This window comes from Pontibacter lucknowensis, assembly GCF_900156415.1.
In the GTDB taxonomy this organism is placed as follows: domain Bacteria; phylum Bacteroidota; class Bacteroidia; order Cytophagales; family Hymenobacteraceae; genus Pontibacter; species Pontibacter lucknowensis.
This window is the reverse complement of sequence record NZ_FTNM01000001.1, coordinates 844,527-860,429: the sequence shown is the minus strand read 5'-3', so window position 1 is coordinate 860,429 and position 15,903 is coordinate 844,527. Positions and strand designations below refer to the sequence as shown.

Sequence of the window (15,903 nt, the reverse complement as noted above, 5' to 3'; positions counted from 1 at the left end):
TTTATATGTTTTAGCTATACCTTCTCTTAGAAGTTCATGATTACCTTTTCAATGATATCACAGCACTCATGCAGTTGCTCTTCTGTCATCACCAGCGGTGGTGCGAAGCGGATGATATCGCCGTGGGTTGGCTTGGCAAGCAGGCCGTTCTCCTTCAGCTCCACGCATACGTCCCAAGCGGTGCGGCCATCGGCTGAAGGCTCGATCACGATGGCGTTGAGCAAACCGCGACCTCTTACCAGCGTTACCACTTCCGGACGCTTAGCTTTTAACTTGTTCATGCGGTCGCGGAACACTTCACCCAACTTGTAGGCATTCTCTATTAGGTTTTCTTCTTTGATCACCTCCAATGCTGCAATGGCCACTGCAGCCGCCAATGGGTTGCCGCCAAAGGTAGAGCCGTGCTCACCTGGCTGGATGCACAGCATGATATCGTCGTTGGCCAGTACACAGGATACCGGCAGCACACCACCTGAAAGTGCCTTGCCAAGAATCAGAATATCCGCTTTTACATCGTCGTAGTAAGTGGCAAGCAGTTTACCGGTGCGTGCTATACCTGTCTGGATCTCATCAGCCATGAGCAGCACATTGTACTCTTTGCAAAGCGCATGCGCCTTAGCCATATACCCGTCCTGCGGTACCACTACACCTGCTTCGCCCTGAATCGGCTCCACCAGGAAACCGCACACGTTCGGGTTTTCTTTCAGGGCTGTTTCCAGCGCATCGAGATCATTGTAAGGAATCACCTTGAAGCCTGGCATGTACGGCCCAAAGCCTTTCGTAGAATCCGGGTCAGTGGAGAAGGAGATGATGCCTGTCGTACGGCCATGGAAGTTGCGCTCTACCACGATGATCTCAGCGTTGTGAGAGGCGATGCCTTTCTTCAGATAAGCCCATTTGCGGGCAAGCTTGATGGCCGTTTCTACGGCTTCGGCACCAGAGTTCATGTAAAGCGATTTGTCGTAACCAAACAGCTCACAGATGTACTTCTCGGCTATACCTAGTTTGTCGTTGTAGAAGGCACGGGAAGTCAGCGTGAGTTGCTGGGCCTGCTCGATCAGGGCGTTGATGATGCGCGGATGGCAGTGGCCCTGGTTTACGGCACTGTAGGCCGACAGGAAGTCAAAATAGCGTTTGCCCTCCACGTCCCACAGGTATACGCCATCGCCTTTGTTCAACACCACCGGCAGCGGGTGGTAGTTGTGGGCGCCGTACTTTTCTTCGGTTTCGATAGCCTGCTGGCTGGAGGTGATGGATAGCGTGCTCATAGTTTATGTGTTAAAAAAGCTGTGTCCGTACTGTTGGGCAGCGCTACGCCATAAGCTGTAGTGCCGCACCTATATTTACGGGATTCTGTATATAGGTTGTAAATATAGCAAAAACAGCCTGAATTATACCTTTAGCCGGAAAAGGAGCTTATTCGGTCTGCCGGCACTGCCTGAAAACAGAATGGAATTCATCGGCGTCGTACTCGGCATAGATGTCTGTCATGATGCCGAGCAGGTTGTTATCCGTCCGGAATCCGTATACCTCTTGCTGTCCGCTTTGTGAGGTGGAAGAGGGCACGGTATGCCGCTCCAGCAAAGTAAGCTGATTGGGGGAGAGTTCACAGCTCTGCTCAGAGCAGTAAACCCGCTGATGCTGAATAGTAAACGTGTTGACAAAGCCCCTTGCACGCATGGTACTCACAGCTTCGGTCAGGTTTTGGAAATGGGTCATAGGCTTGCAGGGTAAGGATTACACATTGAGACACGGCCATCTTTGATAGAACGAAATACACTGCCGCTACAAGGTATAATGAAGGGGCTATTTGGTAAACGTACCCGAAATGCCGATATTTGTCGCTTTATAAGGAGTATAGCGTGAGCGATCTGAAAGAAGGCGAGGATTTTTATTTTGAGCGTGGACTGATGGTACTAACGGCCAAGTACCTGCTCAAACGAGGCTATTGCTGCAAGAATGCCTGCCGGAACTGCCCTTACGGCTTCACCAAAAAGAAGAAAGAAACGGGCCTGAAAGGCGAAGACAAGGTATAAGGCATGCTGTTAAAAAGCCTTTGTAGTTGGCTTGCAGCGGGTTTTGTTAAAAATATCTGCTATGCTTTTGAATTTCTGTATCTTTTTGCAGATATTTGCACCCCTATTGAAATAATTTAGAAGAAAATACAAGATGGCACGAGTTTGCGATTTAACCGGAAAGAGAGTACAAGTAGGAAATAACGTTTCTCACGCTAACAATAAGACAAAGCGTAAGTTCTATCCGAACCTTCAGAAGAAGCGTTTCTACATCCCTGAAGAAGATGCTTGGGTAACCCTTAAAGTATCCACTTCAGCATTGAGAACAATCAACAAAAACGGTATTTCTGCCGTTCTGAAGAAAGCAGTAGAGCAAGGCTTCATTATGTACTAATGGCAGCCTTCCGGCTGTGTGCACTGTTATGCTGGCTGTCGATTACGGCAGTAGCGCAACCGCATGCAGGCTCGGGAAAGCCATCTGATACTTTAGATAAAGAGTTTCACCGGCAACGGAGAGAGGTACTGCGGCAACAGCTGCCCCCTCGCTCCGTTGCCGTTCTTTTTGCCAGTCCCGTGCGCAACCGTGCAAACGACGTGGACTATTATTACCATCCCGATCCGGATTTCTACTACCTGACAGGGTATAAGGAGCCGAACGCCGTGCTGTTGCTTTTCCAGAGTCCGCAGAGCGTGAATGGTAAGCAGGTACAGGAAGTACTGTTTGTGCAGCCCAATGATGAGATGCATGAACTATGGAATGGCAAACGGCAGGGCGTAGAGGGGGCGGCCAAAGAATTAGGTATAGCCACACTGGCAAATACCGATTTTGATTCCTTTAAGTTCGACACTGCCAATCTGCAGCAGATCCTGATCAAAAGCCTGCCGCATGATGTGCGCGACGACGCAGCGGATGAAGCTGATCTGTACAGTCTGCTTGGCCAGTTCAAGTCCAAGGTAAAGTACCCGGCCAATTTCAGCGCGACACGCAGCATGCTGTATGGCATTGTGCGGGAGCATGGATTGGCGCAGTCCGAAGGAGTAGTAGCCTACATTCAGGAAGCGATGCAGCAAGAGCCAAATCTGGAAGCAGATCAGGCATTGCAAGGCTATCTGCAGGCGAAAGACATGCGTGCCCGCACCAAAGCCGTGGCTGCTACCCCTAAGCAGAAGCTAGACGCTTTCACGCTCGACCAGGTGCTGGACGCCATGCGAGAAGTGAAAACCGAAGCCGAGATCAACTTGCTTCGTAAAGCAACGAGCATGTCAGCAGTGGGGCAAATCGAAGTGATGAAAGCCATGAAGCCGGGTATGTCCGAAATGGAAATACAAGGTATACACGAGTTCGTGTTCAAGAAATACGGAGCACAGCATGTGGGCTACCCCAGCATAGTTGGGGCCGGCAACAACGGTTGTGTGCTGCATTATATCTCCAGTTCCAAGCCGGCTATACCTGGCAGCGAACTGGTGCTGATGGATGTGGGGGCGGAGTACCTGGGCTATACCGCCGACGTGACGCGCACGATACCTGCCAACGGGAAGTTCAGCAAAGAGCAGCGTGCCATTTACGAGTTGGTACTCAAGGCGCAGGAAGCGGGCTTTCAGCAGTGCAAGGTAGGCAACGCTTTCAATGCCCCTCATCAGGCTGCTGAAGCTGTGATAGCCGACGGCCTTCTAAAGCTAGGCATCATTAAGAAAAGGGAAGAAGTACAGCGCTACTTCCCGCACGGTACCTCGCACTACCTGGGCCTCGATGTGCACGACCGCGGTAGCTACGGACCTTTCCAGGCTAACACGGTGATTACGGTCGAGCCAGGCATTTATATTCCGGAAGGAAGTCCATGTGACAAGAAGTGGTGGGGGATCGGCGTGCGCATCGAAGATGATATCCTAATCACTGATAAAGGCTGGGAAAATCTGTCGAAGCAGGCGCCCCGCACAATAGAGGAAATTGAGAAAACAATGGCCCAGCCGAGCGCATTGGACGGTTTCAAACTGCCAACGCTCGATTAGAAGCATTTTAGAAGAGGTATAGAAGCAGCAGAGCGCTTAGTTAAAAAGCTTCTGCAGAAAAATTTATACTTTGTTTGTAATTAGAGATTTAAGCTTGTATATTTGCAGTCCTAAATAAAAATTTACTGTTGAGATGGCTAAAAAAGCAAAAGGTAATAGAATCCAGGTAATTATGGAGTGCACAGAGCATAAAGCGACTGGCATGCCTGGAACTTCAAGGTACATCACTACCAAAAACAGAAAGAATACTGCTGAGCGTTTAGAGCTTAAGAAGTATAATCCTGTGTTGAAAAAAGTAACTGTACATAAAGAAATTAAATAACCATGGCTAAGAAGGTAGTTGCAACCCTAAAGACCGCTACAGGTAAAGATTGGGCAAAAGTGATCAAAGCCGTTAAGTCTCCAAAAACTGGTGCTTACAGCTTTAAAGAAGAGATGGTGCCTGTTGACAAAGTACAGGAGTTCCTTAAGAAGTAATTAAGCCTACTCTACTTATACATAGATAGAATACATGAAAAAGTCCCTTTACCGGGACTTTTTTAGTATATTACCGTATCACACCGAGATCGTCTCACCCTACAAAACACGCAAATGGGAATTTTTGACTTTTTCAGCAAAGAGCAGAAGAAAGAATCGCTCGACAAAGGTCTAGAGAAAACCAAAACCAGCTTTTTCGGGCAATTGAGCAAAGCAGTTGTGGGCAAATCCACGGTAGACGTGGAAGTGCTCGACGAGCTGGAGGAAATTCTGGTACATGCGGACGTAGGGGTAGAGACAACGGTGAAGATCATCGACCGCATCGAGAAGCGTGTGGCCCGCGACAAGTACGTGAGCACCAGCGAGCTCGACAAGATCCTGCGTGAGGAGATTGCCGCATTGCTTGAGGAGAACCGTGCCGGTGACGGCGCTAACTTCGACTTGCCGGCAGGCATCAAGCCTTACGTAATCATGGTGGTAGGTGTAAATGGTGTGGGTAAAACCACCACCATCGGCAAACTGGCCTCCCAGTTTCACAAAGCAGGCAAGAAAGTCGTACTCGGTGCCGCCGATACCTTCCGTGCCGCCGCCGTAGATCAGCTGATCATCTGGGGTGAGCGTGTGGGGGTGCCGGTTATTTCGCATGGCATGAACACCGACCCAGCCTCTGTGGCCTATGATGCCGTAAAGAAAGGTGTGGATACGGGTGCTGACGTCGTGATCATCGACACGGCCGGCCGACTGCACAACAAAGTGGGCCTGATGAACGAACTGTCGAAGATCAAACGCGTAATGCAGAAGATCACAGCCGACACGCCGCATGAGGTACTGCTGGTACTCGACGGTAGCACGGGGCAGAACGCCCTGCTGCAAGCGCGTGAGTTCACCAAAGCCACTGACGTGACCGCACTGGCCATTACCAAGCTGGACGGAACGGCCAAAGGCGGTGTGGTGATCGGTATTTCTGACGAGTTCAAGATTCCGGTGAAATACATCGGGGTAGGAGAGAAGATAGAAGATCTGCAACTGTTCGACAAGAACCAGTTCGTGGAGTCGTTTTTCTCCCGCAAATAGAAATTAGCTGTTGCCTGTATGGGGAAATTGCTGCTGATAGGGCTGTCGCTGTTGCTGACCACGTGTAACGGTACCCAAGGTACATCGGGGCAGGAGGGAGAAGCGCAGGACACGCAGCAGGAGTTGAAAACGCAAACAGGCCAGCAGATGCAGATCAAGCAAGGTATACGGGGGCAGATTCTATGGGAGGCAGGCAACCAAATGCCCTCCCCGGATGCACCACCATCCAGTGGAAGAAAAGGCGTGGAGCGCACCGTATACATTTACGAACTGACCAACAGTTCTCAAACCACATCCAAGGACGGTGTATTCCACACCGCGATTAAGACCAATTTAATTAAGCAGGTGAAGACAGACGCAAATGGCAACTTTGCCATTAGTCTGGAGCCTGGCAGGTATAGCCTGTTCACAAAAGAGACAGACGGACTATTTGCCAACCTGCTTGACGGCGATATGAACATCTTTCCGGTGGAGGTGAAAGAAGGTGAAGTGACGGAAGTAGAGTTTTTAGTGAATTACGACGCATTTTATTAGGCTCCCGAGAGTAATTCGGCTGCTTTCATCATAATCCGAAAGCCTCTTGTTTCCTGAAAATAACAAATCAGCCCGCTGTACAGGTGGGCCGTTCTTTTATTACCCAAACATGTTGTACTTTTGCAGTTCATTTGCCCAATCGAACTAATGCGCAGCCGCAATGGTTTTGAGTAATTGGGAATTATCGCGCTAATACATAGATAAGTGAAAGTAAGAAGTTTAAAGAAAGATAAGGTAAACGTGATCACACTGGGTTGTTCTAAAAACCTGGTGGATTCGGAAGTGCTGATGGGGCAGTTGCGGGCAAACGAGTTTGACGTATCGCACGAGTCTGAGAAGGACGATTCAAATATCATCATCGTGAATACCTGCGGCTTTATCGACAACGCCAAGCAGGAGTCCATCGATACCATACTGCGCTACGCCGAGGCCAAAGAGATGGGACAGATCGACAAGCTGTACGTAACAGGCTGTCTGTCGCAGCGCTACAAGGACTCGCTGGAAGCAGAGATTCCGCAGGTGGACGCTTACTTCGGTACGCTTGAAATGCCGCAGCTTCTCAAAAAACTGGAGGCTGACTACAAGCACGAGCTCATCGGCGAACGACTCATCACGACGCCTTCGCACTTTGCTTACTTTAAGATAGCCGAGGGCTGCAACCGCCCTTGCTCTTTCTGTGCGATCCCTTTGATGCGCGGCAAGCACGTAGACCGTCCGATCGAAGACCTTGTAAAAGAGGCGAAGCGACTGGCTAGCATGGGCACAAAAGAGTTGGTGCTGATTGCACAGGACCTGACTTACTATGGCTTGCAGCACTATGGCGAGCGCAAGCTGGCCGACCTGCTTCGCAACCTGTCGGATGTGGAAGGTATAGATTGGATCCGGATGCAGTACGCTTATCCGTCGCAGTTCCCGATGGAGGTGTTCGACGTGATGAACGAGCGCGAGAATATCTGCAAGTACCTGGACATGCCGCTGCAGCATATCTCCGACAACATGCTCAAGACCATGCGCCGCGGTATCAGCAAGCGTCGCACTATTGAGCTGGTTGACCAGATTCGTCAGCGTGTACCAGACATTGCTTTGCGTACGACACTGATAGCAGGCCACCCGGGCGAAACGGACCAGGATTTTCAAGAGCTTTACGACTGGGTAGAAGAAACCCGTTTTGAGCGTCTGGGCATCTTTACCTACTCACACGAAGAAAACACCCATTCCCATACCTTAGAGGATAATGTGCCGGACGAGGTGAAACAGGGGCGTGCCGACGCCATCATGGAGCTACAGCAAGGTATATCAGTAGAACTGAACGAAGAGAAGGTTGGCAAGACCTACAAAGTACTGTTCGACCGCAAAGAAAGCGGCTACTTCGTGGGCCGTACGCAGTATGACTCACCGGAGGTAGACAACGAAGTGCTTGTGCTAGCCGATAGCCAGTATGTGCGTCTGGGAGACTTCGCCAATGTGAAAATCACGGATGCCTCTGACTTCGATCTATACGGAGAGGTGGTGCTTTAAAGAAAGTGAAAGGTCGGGCGTTAAAAACCCGAGGCTGCGAATAACCATCATCAAAGGAAATTCCCTGTGAGCTACGGCCAACAGGGAATTTCCTTTTTTGTTTATAGCCCGGAATTATGTATTATGGTATTCAGAAACCTAAATATAGTTCAAGGAGCAGTTTTAGACGCTGCAAATCTTTTCCCACCTATATGCGGCACATCAAATTACTCACTACTGATTCCCTTACACTCGAGTATAATGCGGTGGAAGATTACATTGCAGCTACCTGGCATGGCGCCTTTACCAGCGAGGTCATCAAACAGGGATATGAGCAGATTCTGTTTTTCCTGCAAAAAGAGCGCTGCCACAAACTGCTCGACAACCACTACGACGTGCAAGGACTATGGGTGGATTTAACAGATTGGCTGGCGTATGACTGGCACCCACGTGCCGAGCAGGCTGGTTTGCAATACCATGCCGCTGTTTATTCGCAAGACTACTTCAGTCGGCTCTCCACTGACAGGGCCATCCAGATGGTGCGGGATGGAATTGCGAATGGATTTGAAACAGCCGAAAATGCTGAGGGCTGGCTCAATTCACTCTAGTTTATTTCAGCACATACCTGCTTAGCACTTTGTAAGCCTCATTCACATTATCGCCTTTGCGGAATTCCTGCTTGATAGTGGGCGACGCTTCACCTGTCAGCCAGATCTTCAATTCGGCATCGAAGTCAAGCATGCCGGCGCTCTCTTTTGAGAACATCTTGATGCTGGCATAAGGCACACTTTGGTATTCAATTTTAGAACCCGTTATACCCTGCTTATTCACTACGATCAGTCGCTTGTTCGTGAACACCAGCATGTCCCGAATCAGGCGGAAAGCCTTTTCAATCTGCTCATCATCGAGCAGGATGGGCTGAAATTCTTTTGTGAGTTTTTCGACAGGCACAGCTGATGCATGACCCATTAATCCGTTCAATAATCCCATATCGTTTGATTTTTAGCTAAGTATACGGACTTTATACCTTTAGTTTGTCCACTAAAGCCCTTGCTATGAAAGCTTTTGGAGCGAGAGCGGTGAGTGCCTAAATTCAGATTCCGCCCGCCTATACCTGTTTTCTATCGTATCAGCTATAGATCGAAAATAAAAAACACGTACTTTGTGGCGCAACATAGGTGAACGTGTTTGTTATACCCTCCAGGTATAGCCACACAGCATAAAGCCACAAAACAGAGCAGATGGAAGTAACTGATATGAAAATCACCAAAGTAGACTATGCCGCTACTGGCGCTTTCTCCCAGACGATAGCCGATTACCTGTCACAAAGCGAAAAGCTAAAGACGTTCTATCACCGCTTCCCGACGCTGGAGGCTTTTAGCGAACAGATCAGGGAGAAGCAGTTCTCGGTAGCCCAACGCCACACCTTATATCAGGCGCTACAGGAGCAGTATGTTTCTTTAGCAGATATCCACCCAGTTGTGCAGCAAAACCTGGAGCTGTTACAGCAGCCCAACACCTATACCGTCACCACAGGGCACCAGCTCAACATCTTCACAGGGCCACTTTACTTTGTGTATAAGATCGTGACGGCCATCAACACCTGTCGCCAGTTACAGGCAGCTTACCCGGATTACAACTTCGTGCCGGTATACTGGATGGCCACTGAAGACCACGACTTCGCGGAGATCAACCACTTCAACCTGTTTGGTAAGCGCTATACCTGGGAGTCTGAACAGACCGGTGCCGTGGGCCGATTCGCAACAAACGGACTCGACAAGGTACTGGAAGAGTTGCCGGAGGCTTTCCCGATATTTGAAGACGCTTACCGCAACAGCAAGACACTGGCCGACGCAACCCTTGCCATCACACATGCCCTGTTTGGCGAGTATGGTCTGGTAAGCATCGACGGTGATCACAAAGAGCTGAAGAAGGCGCTTATACCTGTAGTGGAGAAGGAAGTGACCGAGCAGCTGTCTAATAAGCTGGTGGAAGCGACAAACTCGCAATTAGAGCAGCTAGGCTACAAACCGCAGGTGTTTTCACGTGAGATCAACCTGTTTTACCTGCAGGACGGCATGCGCGAACGCATTGTGCAGGAAGGCGACAGGTATAAGGTACTCAACACTGACTTGAGCTTTACAGAGCAAGAAATGCTGCAGGAGGCACAGCAGCACCCGGAACGTTTTAGCCCGAATGTGATCCTTCGCCCGCTCTTCGAAGAAATGGTGCTGCCCAACCTGGCATACATTGGCGGTGGAGCAGAGGTGGCGTATTGGTTTCAGCTTTGTAAAGTGTTTGAAGCACACCAGGTAACCTTCCCGATCATCATGCTGCGAAACTCGGCCCTGTACATCAGCAAGCCGAACGCCAACCGCATGCACAAACTGGGTCTTGAACCAATCGACCTGTTCCAGGATTATCAGGAACTGAAGAAGAAACTCTCGTCGCAGCTACACGAAGAGGAGATTAACCTGGAAACGCAGCGTGAGGCTGTAGCCAAAGCGTTTAAACAAGTAGAAGCGCTGGCCGAAGGAATTGACCCAACCTTGGTAAGGGCAGTGGCGGCTGAACAGCAGAAAGCGCACAATTCATTGCAAATGCTCGAGAAAAAGCTTTCCAAAGCACGCGACAGCAAGCACGAGCAGACCTTCAAACAACTTGAAAACCTGAAGGACAAACTCTTCCCGAACGGCAGCCTGCAGGAGCGTCAGGACAACCTGCTCTCTTACCAGACCAATCACCCGAACTTTATACCTGCACTGGTAGAGGCTTTTGACCCACTGGAGTTTAAGTTCACAATATTGGAGGAGGAGTAATGCACAAAGCCGAGCTGCGAAAAACCATGCTGCAACGGCGCCGTGCCCTGTCCGTCGACGAGGTGGCTGTGCGGAGCCAGCGTATAGCCGACTTGTTTTTCCAGCACTTTCCTCTCCAGGCAGGTCAGACCGTGCACGTGTTTCTGCCGATTATCAAAAACAACGAGGTGAACACATGGCCCATCATTGAGCGGTTACGGCTGGAGTGCCCTGAGGTGCGCGTAGTAGTGCCCGTAACGGATGCCGGGCAGCATACGCTTTCACACCATCAGCTAACGGAAGAGTCAGTGCTCGTAGAAAATGCCTGGGGTATACCTGAGCCGCAGGATGCCGAGATCGTCCACGCCCGCGAAGTAGATCTGGTGCTGATCCCTTTGCTGGCTTTCGATAAGCAAGGGCATCGGGTAGGGTATGGCAAAGGCTTTTATGACCGTTTTCTGGCTGACTGCCGACCAGATGTTGTGAAGGTAGGGCTGTCGCTGGAGCCGCCTGTGGAGCGCATAGCCGACTCAAATGTCTATGATGTACCGCTTGACTTTGCCATAACGCCCGACGGGGTGTGGCCGGAAGCATCAGCGTTGCATAGTTAGTATGCGCAGTGCTGCCTGAGCTTGGTTGGTGTCAACTGAGATCAGAACGTTATATAAGCCGCAAACAAAAAGCCCCGCTGCATCACTGTAGCGGGGCTTTTTGTTTGCGGCTCTCTGGAGCCTTATTTCTTCTTGCCATTTACCACCTGGCGAAGCTGAGCTACAGGACCGAATTCAGCCTGTTCAATTGTCTTGCCACCAAGGTAGATTTTGCGCAGCTGCACTTCAACAGGTGCCATGGTGCGGGTCATGTCTGAGCTCACCACTTTTGTGTAAAAATCACGGGCTTCTACTACTGCGCCGCGTTCAAACTGGTGTCTGGATTCGTTCTTGTTCACTGGCAGGCCAGGTATAACCTGGTAAGTCGTACAAACCACTTCGTACTTCGCCTGGAAAGGCTTCACCACTTTCTGTAATAATTTCTTCATTTTGCTTCCTGTTGATTTGCTTTCATTGCTCTAAGACAATGCAAAATAAGACTTAATTCCAGAAATAAAACAATTTTTGAAGTATAACAATTAAAAAAAATGCTGAATGGTTTATGCAAGTGCTTGAATTATACTTTATTAAGATAAAACTTTGCTGTAATTTCTTAATAAGAAGGCACTTGTGATAAATCAAAGTTGAAGTAAATGGGATTCTATACCTGTGGAGGCATTTAAGTTTCACATTTAGGATGGTCTGTAACCCCTTGATATACTATTTGTTAGCTTGCGCTGGCTTGTCAGGTGTTACTTCTGTTTTATGAAGCAAGCGCTCTATATCCGGTGTTATCTTCTCGGGTTTGGTGATCGGAGCATAGCGTTTCACCGGATTTCCGTTGGCATCAATCAGGAATTTAGTGAAGTTCCATTTCACACGGCTGCCCAACAGTCCTCCAAGCTCTGACTTCAGGTATTGGAATACCGGATGGGCATTACGACCGTTCACATCCACTTTCTCCATCATGGGGAAGCTCACGCCGTAGTTCACCAGGCAACCCTGTTCAATCTCTTCTTTTCCTCCCGGCTCCTGATTTCCGAACTGATTGCAGGGGAAGCCCAGCACCACCAGGCCATCGTCCTTGTACTTTCTATAGAGCTCCTCCAGACCTTCGTACTGTGGCGTAAAACCGCAGTTACTGGCAGTGTTCACCACCAGCACGACTTTGCCTTTGAAGTTCTCCATATTGACCTCTTTGCCCTGCAAAGAGGTCGCTGACAGGTTATAGAAGGGGCTATTTTGATTTGACATGCTCATCATTACTTCGTTTTAAGTATTTGCTATACCTCAACCGAAAATAAGCGAAAAGGTTTTACTCCACCGGTTTGAAGCCGCGTGTCATTTCACGCTTGCCCGGAGGGCCTGGGAGTGCCTCTACTTCGTAACCAGCTGCTTTCAGGCTTCGCTTAAAGGAGCCCTTTGCGCAGTAAGTAACCAACACACCACCAGGGCGGGTAGCCTGGAATAACTTATCAAACATCTTATCAGACCAGAGCTCAGGCTGCTTCTCGGGAGCGAAGGCGTCGAAATAGATCAGGTCGTAATAAGCACGCGGTGGCACAAACTCCTCCAGCGTTTCGTGGATCTTCTGCAGCGTAAAGTATGGAATTACGTCAACCGGCTCGTTCCAGGGAGCTTTGTGAAGTTCCAGAAATGCATCGTGCAGCTCGGGGTTCAGAATTACTTTATCAAACTGCAGTTGCTCTACCACCTTCATTTCCAGCGGAAACTTCTCCAGTGTATCGTATTGGATGAAAGCCTTCTGAGCCAGCGCGAAAGGGTAAGTGAGGATGGCGTTGAGGCCGGTGCCAAAACCTACCTCCAGAATCTTGATGTCTTTGCGGAGATTGAGCACATGCTCCAGGCCGTGCTTAATGAAGACATGCTGCGACTCCTGCAAAGCACCATGCACCGAGTGGTAGTGCTCGTTCAGTTCGGGCACGTACAAGGTGTTGGAGCCGTCTTTGGTCTGCCTGATTTCGAGATGCATGATTATTTATTTACTTTACAAATGTAAGCAATGGTTGGGGAATAATGATTAAGGAATAGTGAGGAATGACTAATTTGGAATCAATAGCGGTAATGGCTGATTAAGAATGATTGACGCACTAAACCATTTAACGGCCTAACTCTCAAACTGCGCAGTTGATCCGGACATCCTTGCCCTCATGAAGCTTCGGGACATGGATACCCCGAAGAGCATATTCGTCGTTTTGGAATAGATGGCTTTGAATAGCGACCTCTCTCAATAGAGGGTATAAAACCATCAGCAATTTAACAATTCAACCATCAACAATTTAAAACATGCCCCGCATCAAAGTAGCTATACCTGAACATGTGTCCTTCGAGGCAACTATACCTGTGCGCATTACTGATCTCAACTATGGCGCCCATCTGGGCAACGATGCGTTGCTCTCTATTCTGCACGAGGCACGCCTGCAATTGCTCAGGCACTTCGGCTACACCGAGCTCGATATGGGCGGTGCCAGCCTGATCATGGCCGATGTTGCCATTGAGTACAAGGGCGAGGGCTTCTACGGTGATGTACTCACGCTGCGGCTGGCATTTGACGATGTGCACAAGTATGGCTTCGATATTACCTACCATGTGCTCAACCAAAACGGCAAGGAAGTTGCCCGTGCCAAGACGGGTATGCTCTGCTTTAACTACCAGGAACGAAAATTAATGGCCCTGCCCAACGAAGTAAAAGCCCGGATTGAAACTAAAGCCTAAGTATTTTTGTAATTTTGTGGTATGAATTTGATTGCAGATATACCCGTTTTAAATAAAAAAGACATCCGAAAGCTGTCGCTCGACGACTTGAAGGCATGGCTTGTGGAGCAGGGCGAGAAAGCGTTCCGTGCCAAGCAGGTCTATGAGTGGATCTGGAAGCACTCGGCGCAGTCGTTTGAGGAGATGAATAACGTGAGCCTGGCCCTGCGCGAAAAGCTGGACCAGCACTTTGCCATTAACGCGGTGCAGGTAGCCACCAAGCAGCTCAGCAACGATGGCACCATCAAATCTGCTTTCAAACTGCACGATAATAACATCGTGGAGGGTGTACTGATACCCCACGAAGAGCGCAAAACTGCCTGCGTGAGTAGCCAGGTAGGGTGCTCGCTTACCTGCAAGTTCTGCGCCACCGGCTACATGGACCGCGTGCGTAACCTCGATGCCGCCGAGATCTACGATCAGGTAGTGCGCATTAACGAGCAGAGCATGCAGCAGTATGGCCAGCCGCTTACCAACATCGTGTACATGGGTATGGGGGAGCCGATGCTCAACTATGCCAACGTGATGAAGAGCATCGAGCGCATCACGGCGCACGATGGCCTGGGTATGGCAGCACGCCGCATCACAGTGAGCACGGCAGGTATAGCCAAGATGATCAAGAAAATGGCTGATGATGGCGTGAAAGCCAACCTGGCGCTGTCGCTGCACGCCGCCAACGACGAGAAGCGCAACCAGATCATGCCGATCAACGAGACGAACTCACTGGAGGCACTGACCGATGCTCTGAAGCACTTCCATGAAGTGACAGGCCGCAAGGTGACGTATGAGTACATCGTGTTCCAGAACTTCAATGACACGCTGCAGGATGCGGAAGAGCTGTATCGCTTCTCCAAAGTTATACCTTGCAAGATCAACCTGATCGAGTATAACCCGATTGAGAACGCCGACTACAAAAATACTGACGAAGAACGCTGGCAGAACTTCATTTACTACCTCGCCGACCGTGGCGTGCAGGTAAACGTGCGCCGCAGCCGTGGCAAAGACATTGACGCTGCCTGCGGCCAGCTTGCCGTAAAAGAGAAACAGCCCGCTGCTTAAGTTTAGGCTAACGATAAAGCAAAAGGCCCCTGCTATACCTGTAGCAGGGGCCTTTTGCTTTACTTGGGTTTATGTCAGCTGGCTTTGTTGAACCTGCCTTCCGGCCTTGGTCTGCCGCTGGATATGTCGTGCGGGTTATTGGTGATCTCCTGCTCTCTGAACAGCACCGCATGCTCCTTGGGTCGTATCTCCTGGCCAAACTCAGCGGCATACTGTTGGGTGAACTCCGCTCCGAACAGCACAATCAACGACGAGTAGTAGATCCATACTAAAATCACGATAATGGAGCCGGCAGCACCATAGGCTGAGCCCGGGTCGCTGGTGCTGATGAACCAGCTGATAAGGAATTTGCCAATGGTGAACAGCAGTGCCGTGATCAAAGCGCCCACCCACACATCTTTCCATTTGATAAAGGCATCGGGCAGGTACTTGAAAATAAGTGAGAACAGGGCCGTTATAATGGCAACCGACAGGACAAAGTCCATGGCCTTGATGAGGAAATACAGTACATCAGGCGAGATAAACTGCAGGTAGCTGTCGAAGATCTCGCGGAGGTAGTCGCTCAGGATCGAAATGACGGCACTCAGCAGGAGCGACACCAGCATCAGCAGGGCGATGCTCAGCACAATGCCAAACGAGAACAGGCGCACCTTTAGCATCTTCACGATGCCGTTTGTCGGCTTCGGTTTCACGTTCCACACCCTGTTCAGCGACTCCTGCAACGTAGCAAAAAACGTAGTGGATGCGAAGATAAGCGTGCCTATACCTATCCAGAAGGCTATGCCGCCTCCTTCGCTCAAAGCCGCATTCTGTACGATGGTCTCAATGGATTCGGCGGCATTGGGCCCGATAGCTTCTGAAATCTGGCTGGAAAGCTCACCTGAAACGGCCTTCTCGCCAAGGAAGTACCCGGCGGCCTGTATGATGATGACCAGCAGAGGAGGGATTGAGAAAATGGCATTGAAGGCCAGTGCCGCAGCCAACATAAGAGAACCGTTGTCCAGAAACCCGCTGAAGGTATTCTTTACAAGAGGGAATATAATGTCTGTTAAAGATTTTGTCATATCGCTTGTC

Annotated in this window: 20 protein-coding genes; 13 read left to right on the top strand and 7 right to left on the bottom strand. The window is 49.9% G+C overall.

What is annotated here, in order from left to right; genetic code table 11:
* Nucleotides 1–26: 26 nt before the first annotated feature.
* Together rocD and BW972_RS03890 are read right to left on the bottom strand one after the other, a co-directional pair.
* Nucleotides 27–1,268, bottom strand: coding sequence for an ornithine--oxo-acid transaminase (rocD, locus tag BW972_RS03895; RefSeq protein ID WP_007652238.1), 1,242 nt, complete (start codon nt 1,266–1,268; stop codon nt 27–29).
* A 148-nt stretch (nt 1,269–1,416) separates the two neighbouring features.
* Nucleotides 1,417–1,719, bottom strand: a complete 303-nt coding sequence (locus tag BW972_RS03890) for a hypothetical protein (RefSeq protein ID WP_007652241.1) — start codon at nt 1,717–1,719, stop codon at nt 1,417–1,419.
* 143 nt (nt 1,720–1,862) lie between these two features.
* Here BW972_RS03890 and BW972_RS19615 point away from each other — a divergent pair, with 143 nt between their 5' ends.
* From BW972_RS19615 to BW972_RS03850, 9 genes are all read left to right on the top strand, one after another.
* Nucleotides 1,863–2,036: a C1orf53 family protein gene (locus BW972_RS19615; protein WP_234986289.1), complete on the top strand. Its 174-nt coding sequence runs from the start codon at nt 1,863–1,865 to the stop codon at nt 2,034–2,036.
* 133 nt (nt 2,037–2,169) lie between these two features.
* A complete protein-coding gene (gene rpmB, locus BW972_RS03885) occupies nt 2,170–2,409 on the top strand; it encodes a 50S ribosomal protein L28 (protein WP_007652245.1) in 240 nt (79 codons plus the stop codon).
* Nucleotides 2,409–4,025 carry an aminopeptidase P family protein gene (locus BW972_RS03880; RefSeq protein ID WP_076421149.1) on the top strand — a complete coding sequence of 539 codons (1,617 nt, stop codon included), beginning with the start codon at nt 2,409–2,411 and terminating at the stop codon, nt 4,023–4,025. Before rpmB ends, BW972_RS03880 begins: the two co-directional genes overlap by 1 nt.
* Before the next feature lie 133 nt (nt 4,026–4,158).
* Nucleotides 4,159–4,347: a 50S ribosomal protein L33 gene (rpmG, locus tag BW972_RS03875; protein WP_007652246.1), complete on the top strand. Its 189-nt coding sequence runs from the start codon at nt 4,159–4,161 to the stop codon at nt 4,345–4,347.
* A gap of 2 nt (nt 4,348–4,349) precedes the next feature.
* Nucleotides 4,350–4,502, top strand: a complete 153-nt coding sequence (locus tag BW972_RS03870) for a DUF4295 domain-containing protein (protein WP_007652248.1) — start codon at nt 4,350–4,352, stop codon at nt 4,500–4,502.
* 114 nt (nt 4,503–4,616) lie between these two features.
* Nucleotides 4,617–5,576, top strand: a complete 960-nt coding sequence (ftsY, locus tag BW972_RS03865) for a signal recognition particle-docking protein FtsY (RefSeq protein ID WP_076421147.1) — start codon at nt 4,617–4,619, stop codon at nt 5,574–5,576.
* Between the two features lie 18 nt (nt 5,577–5,594).
* Nucleotides 5,595–6,110 (top strand): hypothetical protein, encoded by a 516-nt coding sequence (locus tag BW972_RS03860; RefSeq protein ID WP_076421145.1) that lies wholly within the window; start codon nt 5,595–5,597, stop codon nt 6,108–6,110.
* A 204-nt stretch (nt 6,111–6,314) separates the two neighbouring features.
* Nucleotides 6,315–7,628 carry a 30S ribosomal protein S12 methylthiotransferase RimO gene (gene rimO, locus BW972_RS03855; RefSeq protein ID WP_076421143.1) on the top strand — a complete coding sequence of 438 codons (1,314 nt, stop codon included), beginning with the start codon at nt 6,315–6,317 and terminating at the stop codon, nt 7,626–7,628.
* Between the two features lie 191 nt (nt 7,629–7,819).
* A complete protein-coding gene (locus BW972_RS03850; RefSeq protein ID WP_007652257.1) occupies nt 7,820–8,215 on the top strand; it encodes a hypothetical protein in 396 nt (131 codons plus the stop codon).
* A 1-nt stretch (nt 8,216) separates the two neighbouring features.
* Here the strand turns inward: BW972_RS03850 and BW972_RS03845 are convergent, their stop codons facing one another.
* On the bottom strand, nt 8,217–8,597 hold the full coding sequence (locus tag BW972_RS03845) for a PH domain-containing protein (protein WP_040573377.1): 381 nt from the start codon (nt 8,595–8,597) through the stop codon (nt 8,217–8,219).
* Nucleotides 8,598–8,848: 251 nt separating this feature from the next.
* Here BW972_RS03845 and bshC point away from each other — a divergent pair, with 251 nt between their 5' ends.
* Together bshC and BW972_RS03835 are read left to right on the top strand one after the other, a co-directional pair.
* Nucleotides 8,849–10,426 (top strand): bacillithiol biosynthesis cysteine-adding enzyme BshC, encoded by a 1,578-nt coding sequence (gene bshC, locus BW972_RS03840; RefSeq protein ID WP_083674062.1) that lies wholly within the window; start codon nt 8,849–8,851, stop codon nt 10,424–10,426.
* Entirely contained in the window at nt 10,426–11,016 is a 591-nt protein-coding gene (locus BW972_RS03835; protein ID WP_076421140.1) for a 5-formyltetrahydrofolate cyclo-ligase, read from the top strand. The genes bshC and BW972_RS03835 overlap by 1 nt, the downstream gene beginning before the upstream one ends.
* Before the next feature lie 122 nt (nt 11,017–11,138).
* Here BW972_RS03835 and BW972_RS03830 read toward each other — a convergent pair whose 3' ends face one another.
* From BW972_RS03830 to mnmD, 3 genes are all read right to left on the bottom strand, one after another.
* Nucleotides 11,139–11,444, bottom strand: coding sequence for a hypothetical protein (locus tag BW972_RS03830; RefSeq protein ID WP_007652269.1), 306 nt, complete (start codon nt 11,442–11,444; stop codon nt 11,139–11,141).
* A gap of 271 nt (nt 11,445–11,715) precedes the next feature.
* Entirely contained in the window at nt 11,716–12,255 is a 540-nt protein-coding gene (locus BW972_RS03825) for a glutathione peroxidase (protein ID WP_007652270.1), read from the bottom strand.
* Nucleotides 12,256–12,310: 55 nt separating this feature from the next.
* Entirely contained in the window at nt 12,311–12,988 is a 678-nt protein-coding gene (gene mnmD / locus BW972_RS03820) for a tRNA (5-methylaminomethyl-2-thiouridine)(34)-methyltransferase MnmC2 (RefSeq protein WP_007652271.1), read from the bottom strand.
* A 314-nt stretch (nt 12,989–13,302) separates the two neighbouring features.
* Here mnmD and BW972_RS03815 point away from each other — a divergent pair, with 314 nt between their 5' ends.
* Both BW972_RS03815 and rlmN read left to right on the top strand, forming a co-directional pair.
* Entirely contained in the window at nt 13,303–13,731 is a 429-nt protein-coding gene (locus tag BW972_RS03815) for an acyl-CoA thioesterase (RefSeq protein ID WP_076421138.1), read from the top strand.
* A gap of 21 nt (nt 13,732–13,752) precedes the next feature.
* Nucleotides 13,753–14,829 (top strand): dual-specificity RNA methyltransferase RlmN, encoded by a 1,077-nt coding sequence (rlmN, locus tag BW972_RS03810; protein ID WP_076421135.1) that lies wholly within the window; start codon nt 13,753–13,755, stop codon nt 14,827–14,829.
* Nucleotides 14,830–14,903: 74 nt separating this feature from the next.
* Here the strand turns inward: rlmN and BW972_RS03805 are convergent, their stop codons facing one another.
* Nucleotides 14,904–15,893: a YihY/virulence factor BrkB family protein gene (locus tag BW972_RS03805; RefSeq protein WP_040573380.1), complete on the bottom strand. Its 990-nt coding sequence runs from the start codon at nt 15,891–15,893 to the stop codon at nt 14,904–14,906.
* Between the last annotated feature and the right edge of the window lie 10 nt (nt 15,894–15,903).